We start from the raw sequence: 14,855 nt of genomic DNA on the forward strand, positions 1-14,855 counted from the left end.
CTCGGCCTCGTCATAGGGTCTGCGCCATGCGCACCTTCCCGGCCCGGCTGCAGACGGCCCTCGACGCGACCGTCGCCGACGGGGCCCTGGGCGCGCTGGCCGAGGCCCGCGACGACACCAGCACGTACGCGATGTCCAGTGGCGTGTCCCAGTGGGGCAGCCACCGCCCGGTGGACCCGGCTGGGCACTTCCGGATCGGCAGCGTCACCAAGACGTTCACGGCCACGGCCGTGCTACAGCTGGTCGGCGACGGTGCCCTCGGCCTCGACGACACCGTCGAGCGCTGGCTGCCCGGGCTGCTCGCCGACGGCAATTCCATCACCGTCCGCCAGCTGCTGATGCACACGTCAGGCCTGTACAACTACACCGAGGCCTGGGCCTTGAGCGGCGCGCTGGACACCGACGTGATCCTCTCCCGGCGCGGCCTGCGGGTCCGGCCACAGAACACGGTCGCCCTCGCCGAACGCCACGGCGCCCGCTTCCCGCCCGGAACGGCCGTCGCCTACAACAACACCGGCTACATCCTGGCCGGCATGGTCATCGAGCGAGCGGCCGCCATGTCGTACGCCGAGCACGTCGAGCAGCGAATCCTCATCCCACTGCGGCTGACCCGCACCGTCGTGCGCGACGAGGACCCGCACCTGCCACAGCCGCACGCCCACGGCTACCTGCCCGCCGCCGGTGAACCGGTCGACGTCAGCGTCTTCGACCGCTCGACGGCCTGGGCCTCCGGCGGCATCGTCTCCACGGCCCGTGACGTCAACGAGTTCTTCGCCGGACTGCTGCGCGGCGAACTGCTCGGCGCGGCCCAGTTACGCCAGATGCTGACCCCGACGCCGTGGGTAACGCCCGCGACGGACAGCGGCCTCGGTCTCGTGCGGGTCCACCTGCCGGGTGGCCCGGCCGTCTGGGGCAAGCACGGCGGCTTCTTCGGCTTCGACACCTTCTCTTTCCACGCACCGGACGCGTCGCGGCAGCTCACGGTCTCGATCACGACAGACACCGGCCGCTCGCCGACCACCGAGCAGATCCTGCGCCACTTCGCGTTCGTATTCGACCAGGGCCCAACCCCGAGGCGGGATAAATCTGGCGACGGCCCGACCGCCGGACACCACAATCAGCTGTCGTGACCACCACCGACTTCCTCGTACTGCCCCCGCGCCCTGACAGCACCGCGCGACTGCTGGCCGTGTCGGCACAGCGGCAGGGCCTGGCCGTCGAGCAGCTCACCGGGCCGGTGGTACCGGACCGGCTGCGGCGCATGGCAAGCGCGCACCTCTACGGCGGGCCGTTGTTCGCCGGAGCGGTCGCCGACGACCTCGGCTTGGCGCTGCTCGAACCGGACGACGACTGGCTGGTCCGGCTGCCGTACGCGGTCACCCGCCGCGACATCGCGCTCACCACTCTCGGCGAGGCGCGCTGGTCCCGTACGCCGATGTTCGTCAAGCCGCCCCGGGACAAGAACCTGCCGGCCGCCGTATACGCCGACGGGTCCCGCCTGCCCGGCGTGGACACCCTGCCCGCCGACACTGCGGTGCTGGTCAGCGACATCGTGACGTTCCTGGTGGAGTACCGGTTGTTCGTTCTGGACGGCATCGTGCACGACGGCAGCCGTTATGCCTCCCACGGCCGTCTCGACCCTATGCCGCTCGACACCTGCCCGCACCGTGCCGCCGTGCTCGCCTTCGCGGCCGAGCTGCTCGACGCCTGCGCGGAAAGCCTGCCCAGCGCCGTCGTCGTCGACGTGGGCTCGTCAGCGACCCCGACCGGGCCGAGGAGCACTGGGCCGTGGTGGAGGCGAACATGGCCTGGTTCAGCAGCAGCTACGCCGCCGACCCCGACCGCGTCCTCGACGTCGTCCGCCGCGCGGCAGGGCCACGCGACCGCCTCACTCCCCGCGACCAGGCGTTCATCCGGCCCGCCCGCTGACCCGGATAACCAATACCGCGTAGGGTCGCCCGGTGAACGCGTACGACATCGCAGCGCAGCTGCCGCCCATCGAGCAGTTGCGCGCTCGCGGCAAGGCCCTCGCCGTGCTGGAACGTATCATCGACAGCTCGGGGGCGTACTACACCTACACACGCGCGTGGGGCGAGGACGAAGCCGTACTGATGAGCAACGGCAGTGGCGACGACTGGGCTGTCGTCTTCACCGCCGACGGCGCGTTCATCTGGGTGTTCGACCACGAGTCGCCCATGTCGCCTTACCGCGATCCGGATCACGGGCTGTGGCCGGGGCTGCTCGACGGCCTGCCCCCGGTGTTCACCCCGCAGCTCAACGAGCCCGCGTTCAGCGATGATGCGGGCCAGTTCGCCGCCACCGCCGTGCTGTGGCGGCTGGCCGGCGACGACCGCTGGCGAGCCGCCGAGGGCATCGAGTTCCCGCCCGACGACAGCACGGACGGTGCCGGCATGCTCCGCATCCTGTCCGACGACATCGTCGACCGGTACACCGAGTTCGCCTCGGACTACTACGAGATCGACGTCGACCGGGCAGTCGTGGAGCATGTCGTCGCGCACCGGCCGCTCACCGATGCGGTCGTACAGGCGCTGAACCCGGAGGCAACCCTTGCCGCCCTGTACGACGACGTCGCCGCCATCGGTTATCCGATGACGGCGACGTGATGTCGTCCTACTGGTACGAGATGAAGACCGGTGAGGGCTCGATCGCGATGGTCTCCTTCGGGGAGAACGTCGGCTTGTCCTCGTCGTAGAAGTTCTTCCAGCCCCACCACACCTGGTTCGGCGCCTCGGCGCGTACGTTGTCCCAGGTCGCCATCTTCTCGCTGGCCGAGCCGAACCCGTCGGCGTGGATCACCACAGCCAGCTCGTCCAGGTTGGTGTCGATGCCCGTGCGGCCGGAGATCATGTCGGTGCGGAACTGGTGCAGCATCAGGATCTTCTGCGGCAGGTGGCGGCTGCGGGTCAGCTCGGCGAGCCAGGTGGCCGTCTTGTTGATCTCGTTCGCGCCGACGGAGCCGATCTGCACCATGTGCTGCTGGTGGGGCGCGAGCCGCCACTCGGGGTCGAGCGCGAGCCCGACGTGCGGCTGCACGAGCAGTTCCTCGTAGCGCTTGGCCTGGGTGAGGAAGTCGGTGCGGCCGGGCTGCAGGTCGAGCAGCACGTAGATCCCGGCGGCGGCGGCCGCCTCGACCCAGGGGCGCAGGTGGTCGACGGTCGACTCGTTGGAGTAGTCGCCGTCGGGGCCGGCGTCGCTGGAAGCCACCGTGGTGATGATCTCGAAGGCGGGTACCACCAGGCCCTTGTCGATGTCGGCGTACTGGGCGGCGACCTTGCGGGCGCGCTTGACCGCGGCGTCGACGCCCTGCTCGCCGAGCGAGCCGAGGCCGGAGTCGCCGGGGTGGCCGTACAGGGCGACCATGCGGCGGTCGGGGAACACGACCTGGCGGCCGCCGGGCAGCAGGGTTCCGGTCGCGGCGGTCTCGATCCGGTTGCGCAGCCGCGCCGCGTCGCCGAACGCGCTGCCCAGTGCCATGACGTGGGCGGCCGGGCGGCCGGTGAGCGCCTTGATCACGGCGTCGTCGGCGCGCGGGTCGGGGTCCTTGAGCACGAGCACCTGGGCGCGGCTCGCCTTCGCGGTGGCGGTGGCCGCGGCGGCGTCCGGCCCGTCGAGGGTCAGCACGACGAGCTGGTCGAGCGGGGCAACGGAGCCGAGCTTGGGCAGTCCGCCGTCGAACGGCTTCACGGCCTGGCCCTCGGTGGCGTGGTCCTTGGCCCAGGCGGCCGCCGCGGCTCCGACCGGGATCAGGGTCTCGGGTGCGAGGCGGCCCAGCTCGTCGCGGACCGCCGCGGCGGTGCCGTCGGCCGCCGCCGTGAGCAGCACCGGTACGCCGAGTTGTTCGGCGGCGGAACCGGCCTGGGCCAGGCTCGGCGCGTCCTGCTCACCGACGAGCACGACAGCCGGGGCGTGGCTGAACAGCGAGCGGCTGGCCTGGACCGCGAGTTCCGCGCCGGTCGCGCCGGTCACGACGGTGGTCAGCTCGGTCGGCATGACGGTGCGGGAGGCCGCCCGCGAGTCTGCGTTGAAGGCCGCGGTGCAACCGCCGGCCAGCAGGACGCCGGTGAGCAGGATGGGACGAAGCCGGGATACGTGCATGGTGCGCCTCACAGAGAACAGCAACCGCCAAAGTGGGACATTATGCCCAAACGGTAACCGCCTGATCACTCTCTGTCCGGCTGATACGCCATTTCGCCGCGAACCAGTCGACCGCCACGATGCGCGGTACAGCTAGCGGGCGTCGTCGATCGTGGGTGACGGGTGGACCACCGCTGTCAGCGTGTCCCCCGAGCCGTCGAGGCACATCACCCGACGCAGTTCGACGCCGACGGTATCGGCGACCGTCGCGTCGACCACCCACGACGCCGCGTCGGCACCCGAGATCCAGCGCACCCGCGCGCCGCGCAACCGCTCGCCGCGCGCCGTCATCGCACGCCACCAGGTCTGGAACGCGGGCGTACGCCACACCAGCAGCGGCACGTCCCGCGTGCCAGCCTCCCGCCACGACCCGGTCCCCACGAGCCCGAGCGTGGCCGAGACCGTCTCCGGCAGCGTGTCCGCGACCGGAGCCTGGTGCAGGTCGGCGAAGTGGCGCAGGTAGTGGACGCTGTGCGCGTGCGGTGGCATGCCGAGCACCACCCGGCCGCTGCCCTCGTACCTGCCGAACTCGACGTTGGTGGTCAGGCCGGGGGTGCCGGGCATCTCCCGGGGCACCCAGAACAGGATCGTGTCGACGACCGACATCCACCGGTCCTCCCACACCTGGTGCACGTATCCCTCAGGCGGGTGACGCCGGTCGCGCGGCTCCGGCACGAACACGGCGAGCAGCCCGGGGGCGGACCAGCGTTCCTCGATCAGCCGGAGCGCGCCGGGCCGCCATGACGGCAGGTCGGGATCGCGAGGCATCGGACCCGCCACGAACACCGACGCGTGCCAGCCGCCGGGCGGCTCCTCCCCGGCGTGCACGACGGCGATCCGTGCGGGGGTCACAGCGCGACGCCGACCCGCTCGCAGAGTCCCCGCAGCTCCACCCAGCCGGTGCCACGGCGCGCGCGTTCCAGCATCCCCCGGGCGGTCTCCTGCACGATCGGCGACATCCGAACCCGCTGCGGAGCGAGGCGTTCGGCGAGCAGGAACTGGCGGATCGCGGCCTGGTCCTGGCCGATGTTGGCCAGCGCCCGCGCGACGTCGATGTGGAAACCCGCCTGCCGTGACACGACGGGCACGTCGTTCGGGTTCACGTGGCGCGCGATCTCGACGGCCCGCCCCGGGTGAGCGCCGTCGGCGTCCATGTTGACCTGCCAGAACCTGATGTTGGTGGGGCCGAAGTTGAGGCCCAGCGCGGCGCTCTGCCCGGTCAGCTCGGCCAGCCGCTCGGCCTCGGCGACGGCGCTCGCGGCCCCGCCGACGTCGCCCTGGGCGTAGCGGGTGAACGCGGCCACCATCAGCAGCTGGCCGAGCATCTCGCGCCCGTCCGGCAGGCCGGGGGCCTGTTCCAGGTCGGCGACAGCCCGGTCGGCGATGCGCTGGGCACGGGGGTACAGGCCGCAGCCTGCCGCGGCGTGCGCCTGGGTCCACGCGGACAGGCCCATGACGACGGGGTCGCCGAGGGCGGTCGCGGCCTGGCGGCTCCGGTCGGCGATCATGACGGCGCTCGCCGGGTCGCCGAGGTAGCGGACCACGAACGACGCCGTCTCCTGTGCCAGGACCAGGCCGCGCAGCGCCCGGGGCCGGTCCTGCCCGAACGACGTGGCGTGCAGGCCTTTCAGCAGCTCCGGGAGCACCGTCGAGGCGCCGGTGTAGTCACACTTGAAGCGGAGGCTCTGCGCGAGGTCGAGGCGCTGGAGGAGCAGGTCCATGGGCACGGGTGCGGCCAGCGGCGGATCTTCGAGGTCGGCCTCGATGACGGCCTGCATCGTCTGGGCTACAGCGGTGCGGGTGTGCGCGTAGTCGCCCGCCACCAGTCCGGCGGCACCGGTCAGGTCCGCCAGCGATACCTTGAGCGCCTGCGCGATGTCGGCGAGCTGGAAGCGGTTGTCGGCGCTGCGCTGACCCTTCTCGATACGCCCCCATTGGGTGTGGGATATCCCGGCCAGCGCGGCGGCGTGCCGCACGGAGTAGCCGCGGATCTCCCGCAATCGCTTGATCTTGTCCCCGATCGGTTCGGGTGACGGGCGTTCGGGTGACTTCATCACGTGTCCTACGAGGTAGGCGAGGGGCGCTCACTCCAGATTAGAGGCCGCGGTGCCAAATGGTGCCACCCGCAGTGGTGAACCTCAATACCGTCATAGACAGGGCCCGTGTCGGAAACCCACGCCTGGCACCCCCGCCCCGCCCGGTGCCACCGCGCGAACGGAGGCCGACGATGTCAACGCTGGACGCGATAGCCGGCCTGGTCGTCGGCCTGACACTGGGCACGCTCGCCGGCCGGTGGCTGCGTCGCCGCTCCCCCACCGCGGCGGCGCTCGCCGAGGACGTGCCGATCACCTGGTGCGGCAACTGCGGGCAGCCGACCGCCGCGCTCTGCCACGAGCACAAGCGGCAGGCCTCGGCTCGCCAGCGTGACCGCTGAGACCCCCTGCGACCAGCCGAAACCAGCGTCCGTCCCGAGGCAGCCGACTTAAGCTGTACTCGTTCGAGTGCCCTGGACGCGTCCGGCACCGGGACGTCGGGGCACGGAGTCCACGACAAAGGCCGTGATGGCGATGTTGAGGCAATCCCGGGCGTATGTCACGTCGCGCGCCGCGCGGCTGGCCTGTGCGGCGCTGCTGGTCGTCAGCTGGTCGTTCGTCGCCGTGCCACCGAGCGCCGCGTACAGCGCTCCTGTCGCGCAGGCCTGCGCTTCACCGGTGACGGGCGCGACTGCACCCCCGGGAGGGACCGTGCTGAAGCCGATCGACCAGGCGGCGCTGCAGGCTGCCGTGGACGCTGCGGCCAAACGGATGCTGGTGCCCGGAGCCGTCGTGCTGCTGTGCACACCGCAGGGCGCGTACACGGTGCTGTCGGGGACCCTGCAACGGGGCGCGCAGCAGCCACCCGCGACGGGCACACACTTCCGGATCGGCTCGAACACCAAGACCATGACCGCGGCGACGATCCTGCTGCTGGCCCAGGAGGGCAGGCTCAAGCTCAGCGACCCGATCTCGGCGTACGTCCCGAACGTGCCCAACGGCCAGAACATCACTCTCGAGCAGCTGCTGAAGATGCGCAGCGGCCTGTACAACTACACGAACGCGCCGGAGTTCTCGGTGACCCTGGACGCCGACCCGGCCAAGGTCTGGACGCCGCAGGAGGTGCTGGACATCGCGTTCCAGCGGCCGCCGAACTTCGCGCCGGGCACGGAGTACGAATACGACAACACCAACTACGCGCTGCTCGGCCTGGTTGCGGAGAAGGTCGGCGGGAAGCCGCTGGGCGAGCAGTTCACCGAGCGCCTGTACCGGCCGCTCGGGCTCGGCCAGACCCTGCTGCCCGCGCCGGAGGACGCCACCATCCCTGATCCGGGTGCGCACGGCTACCTCTACGGTGGCTCCGCGCACGCGATGACCGACGCGCCGTACCCGGCGGACATGCAGGCGGCGATGCGGGCCGGGTCGGTGGAGCCGATCGACTACACCAACCAGAATCCGTCCTACGCGACCGCCGCCGGAGGGGCGATCTCCACGGCGGAGAACATCGCGGTGTGGATCCGTTCGCTGGTGACCGGCAAGGTGCTCGACGCCGACATGCAGCAGCGGTGGCTGGACAGCCTCCAGGCCGAGAACCCCGACGGCGGCCCGAACGGGCAGCGGTACGGGTACGGCATCTCGTACCAGCGGTTCTCGCCGGACGCCGCCGTCTACTTCCACGGCGGCGAGATGCCCGGCTTCAACTCGTTCATGGGTTACGACCCGGACAACGACGTGACCCTCGTGGTCTGGACCAACCTGACCGTCGACGACGACAGCCGCCCCACCGCCAACGCCCTGCTCCCCACCATCCTCAACCAGATCTACGCCAACCTCGACCTGCCCACCACCCCCGACCCGTCGCCCACGCCGACGAGGTGACGGAAGCCCACGCGCAGAGATCGCTGTCTGCGGTCAAAAGGTGAGGTCTGACCGCACTTTCTGACCGCAAACAGCGATCTTCGGTCGGAGCCCGTGAGGAAGGGCACCTTCCGCAACGCATGGCGATGGGAAGGTGCCCTTCCTTCACTCAGGCGAAGGCTTTCACCTCCAGCAGGCCCAGGGAGGCCGTGCCGGTGGCGGTGAGGGAGACGCGGAGGCGGGTGGTGCTGACCGCCGTGAAGTTCACCGTGTTGTAGGCGTTCTTGGTGAGGGTGTACGAGCCGGCGCCGGGGACGTCGACGTAGGCGCTGCCGTTCCAGTACTGAAGTTTCCAGGTGGAAGGCATGTCGATGCCGCCCTCGTCGTCGAAGAAGTAGACCTGCGCCTGCTTCACCGACTGCGCCGACGACCACTGGACCTCGGCCCACTGGGTGCCCGTCTCGGGCCAGGTGCCCCAGCGGTTGCCCTGGTTGGTGCCGCCGTAGTTGGAGCTGGTCGGCTCGTCACCGTTGTTGATCGCCGCGCAGGCCTCCCACGCCGAGGTGTAGGAGCAGACGGGCGTGCCCGACAGGGCGAGGTTGGTCGACACCGGCGGGTCCGGCGGCTGGACGCCGCCCCGGTTGAAGATCTTGATCTCGGTGATGCCGGTCTTCGCGCCGGAGGCGTTGGTGGCCAGCACGCGGACCCGCTGGGCGCTGACCGCCGGGAAGGTGACCAGGTTGTAGTTGGCCCGCGGCGCGGCCGGGGTCTTGACCTGGCTGGCGATGTTCGTCCAGGTGGAGCCGTTGAGGTACTGGATCTGGTAGGACGACGGCGCGCGGTAGGTGGCCGACTGCGGGCGGCTGTCCTTGAAGTACACCCGCACCTCGTTCAGCGTCCGGGCGGTGCCGAAGTTGACCTCGTACCAGTCCTGCGCGTTCGGCGAGCCGCCCGCGCCCCAGAAGGGCTCGTTGATCGGGAAGCCGTCGACCGCGCCACCGGTGCCCGCACCGGAGCCGCTGTACGACGCCGACACGGTCGAGCCGGTGGCCAGGTTGGTCAGGTTCGCGGTCAGGTCGACACCGGCCTTGGCCATGATGTCGGTCAGCCGCGACTCGCTCTGCACGACCTGGTTCGGCGCCTGCAGGCCCGAGACCGCCGTGTTGAACGCGACCGTGCCGCTGGTGGTGACCGCGCCGGTCGCCGGGTCCCAGGTGACCGGGACGAGGCTGTTGACCGTGGCTACGCGGTTGCCGTTGATGAAGATGGAGTAGCCCTGCGGGATGCCGGGGTAGCGGGTCACGCCGTCGGCCGGGTCGTCCCAGACGATCGACAGGTCGCTGTTGCGGTAGCGCAGGTTGTTGATCGCGAAGTGGGTCCAGCCGATGTTGATCGGCGACAGCTCCACCTTGTTGTCGTTGCGCGGCCGCAGGCCCGCCACGTCCTCGATCACGGTCCAGTTGCTGGAACCGAGGATGTTGTGGTGGATCCAGGAGCGGTACTGCACCGACGAGCCGTTCCAGTCGGCCCAGAACTCGTTGGCGTCCGGGTACTGGGTGTTGCCGTTGGGGTACTGCGCCCAGGCGTTCCAGTACAGCAGCTTCTTGTAGTCCTGGGCGTTCATCCACGCGTTCGGGTAGTTGCGCAGCACCGAGGAGTACAGCCGGAACTGCACGGTGGAGTTGATGGTGGAGAAGTTGTTCGAGCCGGGCTGGCCCTGCGCGGCCGCAGCCGCCTTGTCCACCTGGTTGGCCGTGTAGAACGGGAAGATCGGGTACTGGGCCGGGTTGTCGTACAGCCGCAGCGCCTGCTTGTACTGGTCGGTGTTCGGGATGGCGTTGACCGCGAACGGGTAGTAGTTGTTGATCTCCTTCCACGGGTTGAAGGTCCCGTCGGGGTACCGGTGCTCGAACAGCTGCCGGCTGGAGTTCCACAGCACGCTCGTGATCGCGTTCTTGATCCGGGTGGCCAGGGTGCGCATCTCGGCGGCCTTGGCCGTGTTGCCGATCGCGTCGTACGCCTCAGCCGCCGCGAGCGCGCCCGAGTACTGGTAGGCCGACTCGGCGCGGTCCATCCGGCCCGAGCGGTAGTGGAACGACACCGCGTCGGCGTCGTTACCGGTCAGCGCACCCCAGTCGTACTCGATGAGCCCGTTGTTGTTCGTGTCGTAGAAGGCGAGCTGGCCCTTGACGTCACCCTCGGCGTACTTGGCGATGTTGCCCGCGATCGCGGGCTGGCCGCCGTAGATCTGGTACGCCTTCCACGCCGCCTCGGCGATGTACTGCGTGTAACTGTTGGACCAGTTCTCCGGATCACCCGGATTGTCCAGGAAGCGGCCGCCCTTGGAGACCTGCCCCGTCGACAGCACGTTGCCGTACGCGTAGATCGGGTTGCGCAGGTACTTCAGGTCGTCGATGTGCATCGGCTGGGTCAGCACGATCGCGTTGTTGTAGCCGAGCACGCCCTCGGTCGACGTCGGGAACTGGAACGTCTGCCCTGGGATGTCGGCGTCGAGGTTGTTGAAGCGCATCAGCCACCAGCGGTAGTAGATGTTCTTCTTGATCGCGGGCTCCGCGACGTCGATGTAGGGCAGGTTCTGCGCCCACCACAGGTTGTACGCCCGCACGTGGGTCGCGAACGCGGTCGCGTTGCTGTAGCCCGCGTAGGTGTTGTACTCCGTCAGCGACGCCGGGATCTCGTTGGTGACGAAGCCCATGACCACCTTGGCGGTCACGGTCGCGCCCGCGGCGATGGTCACCGAGCGGTTGAGGCCGCCGCTGGAGACGGTGAACCCGTCGCCGGTGATACGCGGGTACAGCGTGGTCAGGTTGTTGTACGCGTTGACCTGGCCGGTCAGCTCGCTGCCGCTGCCGGACGTGGCGAACGGCGAGGTCGCGCGCAGCTGCAGCGTGGTGGAGCTGCTGCCGCCGTTGGTGATCGACAGGTTCGTCACGGCGACGTTGTTGTCGGTGATGAACTTGGTCTGGTTGATCGTGACCGAGCCGCTGGTGTGCACGCTCTTCCAGTGGCTGGGCGCCTGCCAGCGGGAACCCACCTGCTCGGTGAACGTGCCGGGGGTGACCGCGATGGTGTACGCGTTGCCGTTGTTGATGCTCTCCCAGTAGGCGGCCTGCCCGGCGAAGCCGAGCGTGCCCGGGGTGTGCGTCTTCATGTACAGGGCCCGGCCGCGGGACATCAGCCAGGTGCCGGCGGGGTCGTTGCCGGGACGGGCCAGCAGCCGGTCCATCCAGAAGTCGGTGCCGCCCGACTCCGCGTTGTAGATGGACTGCATCATGTTGCCGCTGGTGTAGGCGACCGGCGGGGCCGGGATGGCCGGGCCGCTGAACGTGGGGAAGCCGATGGTCTGCGCAGCCATCGCCGGGTTGGACGCCTGTACGGCGATCACTCCGGTGGCCAGTACTGCGGACAGGCCGAGTGCCAGGCTTCTGCGCCGGTGGCGCGAAAGCAGTGGCATGGTGTTCACCTCCACATGGGGGACGGTTGTGGGACGCGGTGAGTGTTCGGCGGTGAGAGGTCTGGTGACCCGGCCGCGCCCGCCGGGTAGGCGGTGCGGGCGCGGCCGGGGGTCAATCGGGCTGCTCAGCCCTTCAGCGCGCCGGAGGTGAACCCCCGTACGTAGCTGCGCTGCATGAAGGCGAACAGCAGGAGGCAGGGCACGGCCATGAAGACCACCCCGGCCTCCAGTGCGGCGTAGTCGATGGAGCCGTGGCTGGCGGTGCGCATGTTGACCACGGCGAGCGTGGTCGTGAACTGGTCCGTGGAGTTCAGCAGGATCAGCGGGGCGAAGAACTCGCTCCACGAGGTCAGGAACGCGAACAGGCCGACGGTGATCAGGCCGGGCTTCACCGCGGGCAGCATGATGCGGATCAGGGTGGAGACGCTGTTGCAGCCGTCGACCTGCGCCGACTCTTCGAGCTCACGGGGCACCGCTTCGAAGGAGTTGCGCATCATGAAGATCGAGAACGGCAGCTGGAACATGATCAGCACCAGGCTCAGGCCGATCAGGCTGTCCTGCAGGCCGATCCAGCCGAGCAGGACGTACAGGGCGATGAGGATGGTCGCGTACGGCACCATCAGGATCGCCAGCGTGAGCAGGAACAGCAGGTCACGGCCGGGGAAGCGGAACCGGCCGAAGGCGTAACCGCCCAGCGTGGCGACCAGCAGCGTGCCGATCACCGTCAGCGCGCTGACCGTCAGGCTGTTGACGACGTGGTGCAGGCGGATGCCGTTGTCCGAGGTGAACAGGCGGTCGTAGTTCTCCAGCCCGAAGCCGCTGTTGGTGCGCAGCGACGCCCAGCCGCTCCACAGCAGGGGCGACAGGAACAGGATCGCCAGCGCCGTGCCGGTGATGTGGTAACCCCACCGCCCGGCGAGGGAAGACCTGGTCATGAGTGCCTCTCCTAGGAGCGCCGGCGCAGCACGCCGAGCTGGATGACGTTGAAGACGACGAGCACGGCCAGCAGCGCGACCGAGATGGCGGCGGCGGAGCCGAGGTCGAGGCGGATGAAGGCCTCCCGGTAGATCACCATGACCAGCGACGTGGTGCTGTTGTCCGGGCCGCCGCGGGTGAGGATCCAGAACTGGTCGAACGCCAGCAGCGAACCGGTGATCATCATGGTGAGCACGAGCGCGATCGTCGGGCGCATCAGCGGGATGGTGACCCGGCGGAACGTCTGCCAGCGGCTCGCGCCGTCGATGCGGGCCGCCTCGTACACCTCCAGCGGGATCGCCTGCAGCCCCGTGAGCAGGATCAGCATGTTGAACCCGGCGAAGCGCCACAGCACCAGCACCATCGCCGAGCCGAGTGCGGACTCCGAGCTGCCGCTGGTCCAGGAGACGTACCCTTCGATCAGGCCGATCTTGCGGAGCAGGTCGCTGATCGGGCCGATCTCGTCGGACAGCAGACCCAGGAACAGCAGCGACGCGCTGGCGAAGCCGACGGCCATGGGCAGCAGGAACGCCGTACGCAGGAAACCGACCCCGCGCCGCCGCTGCTGCACCAGCAGGGCCAGCCCGAACGCGACGACGAACAGTCCCACCGTCATCAGCACCGTGTACTTGACGGTGAACCAGACCGCCGAGGCGACCAGCTCGTTGTCGGCGATGCGGGTGTAGTTGTCGGGCACGTTCATCGTCGGCGCGCCCAGCAGCGGCCACCTGTGCAGCGACATCCAGCCGACCAGCACCAGCGGCACCAGGAAGAACAGGCCGACCATGACCGCGGTGGGCATCGCGTAGAGCGCCCCGAGCGCGGCCCGGCTGCGGGCGGCGCTGCGCCCGAACCGCTTCGGCGGCCGGGGCGCCTCCGGGGCGGGCAGCGGTCGCGCCTTGCCGCTGCGGGACGGGGTGAGCGTGGACATCGCATCTCCGGGGTCGGTCGGGAGAGGTGGCCCGGCCGCCGGGGTAGGGCGGCGGCCGGGCCGGGTACGGGTCAGCCTTGCTGGAGGGACTTGGTGATCGCGGTGTTGCCGTCGGTCAGGGACTTGGCGGCATCACCGAACAGCGCTCCTCGGACCGTCTGCAGCCAGGGGCTCTGCGGGTCGTTGAAGGAGGCGTTGAAGTTCTTCGCGTACGGCGTCTTGCCCTTGGCGACCAGGCTGTTGATGAGCACGATGCGCGGGTCGGCCGAGGAGTACTTGTTCGACGCCAGGTCGGTGCGGATCGGCACGCCCTTGTTCTTGGCGATGATCTCGACCTGGGCCTCCTCGGACATCGTCCAGAGCAGGAAGTCCCAGGCCTGGGCGGCCTTGGTGCTGGTGGCGCCGACGCCGATCGCGTCACCGCCGATGAAGGTGGAGTCGCCGCCGTCGGGCCCGCTGATCGGCGCGACGCCCATCTTCACGCCCTTCTCCTCGATGAGGCCCAGCCACACCGACGGCCCGGGGGCGATGCCGATCTTGCCACTCTGCAGCGCGCCGAGCCAGGTCGGACCGGCCTCGTCCTTGGACGCCGGAGCCGCCACGCCCTCGTCGTACAGGGCCCGGTAGAGCGCGAAGACGTCGGCCATCTCCTTGGAGTCGACCTTGGCGTTCTCGCCCTTGGCGTCGAGCACGTCGCCGCCCGCGCCCCAGACCGAGGGCCAGAAGGTGAACTCGACGCAGCCGCCGCAGTTGCCGCCGAAGTAGGTGCCGTTCACGTCGCCGCCCAGCTTGTCGATCTTGCGGGCGTGCTCGGCGAACTCCTTCAGCGACGTCGGGCCCTTCTCCGGGTCCAGGCCCGCCTTGGTGTAGAGGTCCTTGTTGTAGAGCATCACCGACATGTCCACGGTGTGCGGGACGGCGTAGTTCTTGCCCTCCCAGGTGCCCGCGTTGAGGTGTCCGGGCGACACCTTGTCCTTGAGGCCGCTGGCCGCCAGGCGCTCGGTCAGGTCCGTCCACAGACCCTGCGAGGCGTACTGCGCCGCGAAGACGACGTCCGCGCCGAACAGGTCCGGCAGCGCCTTCGCGCCCGCCGCCGAGGCCAGCTTCGCCGGGTACTCCTCGTTCGGGTACGACGTGACGGTCACCTTGTTCTTGTGCGTCTTGTTGTACGCGTCGGCGTACGCCTTCGACACCGACTCGGTTGCCGCCCGGGTCCACAGCGTGAGCTGCGCACCGTCGTCGACGCCGGCGGTGCCCGAGGCGCCGGGAGCCGCGGGGTCGTCGCCGCCGCACGCGGCGACAGCGGTCACCAGCAGGGCCGCCGCCGTGACGGCGAGCGCCCGAAGTCCTCTAGATCTCACAAATCTCTCCTTCCATCGGTATGGCGCGAAGCGGTGGAGCCGGAACCCGGATAGTCGCCTGATCCGCG

General features: G+C 69.7%; 12 protein-coding genes and 1 pseudogene. 6 read left to right on the forward strand and 7 right to left on the reverse strand.

What is annotated here, in order from left to right; translation table 11 throughout:
- Positions 1-26 precede the first annotated feature (26 nt).
- From HAV40_RS05840 to HAV40_RS05850, 4 genes and pseudogenes are all read left to right on the forward strand, one after another.
- A complete protein-coding gene (locus HAV40_RS05840; RefSeq protein ID WP_166379696.1) occupies positions 27-1,130 on the forward strand; it encodes a serine hydrolase domain-containing protein in 1,104 nt (367 codons plus the stop codon).
- Positions 1,131-1,261: 131 nt separating this feature from the next.
- A pseudogene (locus HAV40_RS39155) lies at positions 1,262-1,699 on the forward strand (ATP-grasp domain-containing protein); the annotation flags it as partial.
- Between the two features lie 89 nt (positions 1,700-1,788).
- Positions 1,789-1,929 (forward strand): hypothetical protein, encoded by a 141-nt coding sequence (locus HAV40_RS38350; RefSeq protein ID WP_239086385.1) that lies wholly within the window; start codon positions 1,789-1,791, stop codon positions 1,927-1,929.
- Positions 1,930-1,961: 32 nt separating this feature from the next.
- On the forward strand, positions 1,962-2,624 hold the full coding sequence (locus HAV40_RS05850) for a hypothetical protein (protein WP_166379698.1): 663 nt from the start codon (positions 1,962-1,964) through the stop codon (positions 2,622-2,624).
- A 7-nt stretch (positions 2,625-2,631) separates the two neighbouring features.
- Here the strand turns inward: HAV40_RS05850 and HAV40_RS05855 are convergent, their stop codons facing one another.
- From HAV40_RS05855 to HAV40_RS05865, 3 genes are all read right to left on the reverse strand, one after another.
- A complete protein-coding gene (locus HAV40_RS05855; protein ID WP_166379700.1) occupies positions 2,632-4,116 on the reverse strand; it encodes an apurinic/apyrimidinic endonuclease family protein in 1,485 nt (494 codons plus the stop codon).
- A gap of 132 nt (positions 4,117-4,248) precedes the next feature.
- Positions 4,249-5,007, reverse strand: a complete 759-nt coding sequence (locus HAV40_RS37930; protein ID WP_203671444.1) for a TIR domain-containing protein — start codon at positions 5,005-5,007, stop codon at positions 4,249-4,251.
- On the reverse strand, positions 5,004-6,209 hold the full coding sequence (locus tag HAV40_RS05865; protein ID WP_166379702.1) for a helix-turn-helix domain-containing protein: 1,206 nt from the start codon (positions 6,207-6,209) through the stop codon (positions 5,004-5,006). The genes HAV40_RS37930 and HAV40_RS05865 overlap by 4 nt, the downstream gene beginning before the upstream one ends.
- A 173-nt stretch (positions 6,210-6,382) precedes the next feature.
- Between HAV40_RS05865 and HAV40_RS05870 the strand changes: the two genes are divergently transcribed.
- A complete protein-coding gene (locus HAV40_RS05870; RefSeq protein ID WP_166379704.1) occupies positions 6,383-6,589 on the forward strand; it encodes a hypothetical protein in 207 nt (68 codons plus the stop codon).
- A 310-nt stretch (positions 6,590-6,899) separates the two neighbouring features.
- The gene (locus HAV40_RS05875; protein ID WP_203671446.1) at positions 6,900-8,066 is read left to right on the forward strand and encodes a serine hydrolase domain-containing protein; all 1,167 of its coding nucleotides are present in this window, start codon (positions 6,900-6,902) and stop codon (positions 8,064-8,066) included.
- Positions 8,067-8,214: 148 nt separating this feature from the next.
- On the opposite strand, the gene HAV40_RS05880 is transcribed toward HAV40_RS05875, so the two are convergent.
- The 4 genes from HAV40_RS05880 to HAV40_RS05895 form a co-directional block, all read right to left on the reverse strand.
- On the reverse strand, positions 8,215-11,520 hold the full coding sequence (locus tag HAV40_RS05880; protein WP_239086387.1) for a discoidin domain-containing protein: 3,306 nt from the start codon (positions 11,518-11,520) through the stop codon (positions 8,215-8,217).
- 125 nt (positions 11,521-11,645) lie between these two features.
- On the reverse strand, positions 11,646-12,455 hold the full coding sequence (locus tag HAV40_RS05885) for a carbohydrate ABC transporter permease (RefSeq protein ID WP_166379708.1): 810 nt from the start codon (positions 12,453-12,455) through the stop codon (positions 11,646-11,648).
- A gap of 11 nt (positions 12,456-12,466) precedes the next feature.
- A complete protein-coding gene (locus HAV40_RS05890; protein WP_166379710.1) occupies positions 12,467-13,426 on the reverse strand; it encodes a carbohydrate ABC transporter permease in 960 nt (319 codons plus the stop codon).
- A 71-nt stretch (positions 13,427-13,497) separates the two neighbouring features.
- Positions 13,498-14,787 carry an ABC transporter substrate-binding protein gene (locus tag HAV40_RS05895; protein ID WP_166379712.1) on the reverse strand — a complete coding sequence of 430 codons (1,290 nt, stop codon included), beginning with the start codon at positions 14,785-14,787 and terminating at the stop codon, positions 13,498-13,500.
- Positions 14,788-14,855: the final 68 nt, after the last annotated feature.

This window comes from Catellatospora methionotrophica (assembly GCF_011297335.1).
Lineage (GTDB): Bacteria > Actinomycetota > Actinomycetes > Mycobacteriales > Micromonosporaceae > Catellatospora > Catellatospora methionotrophica.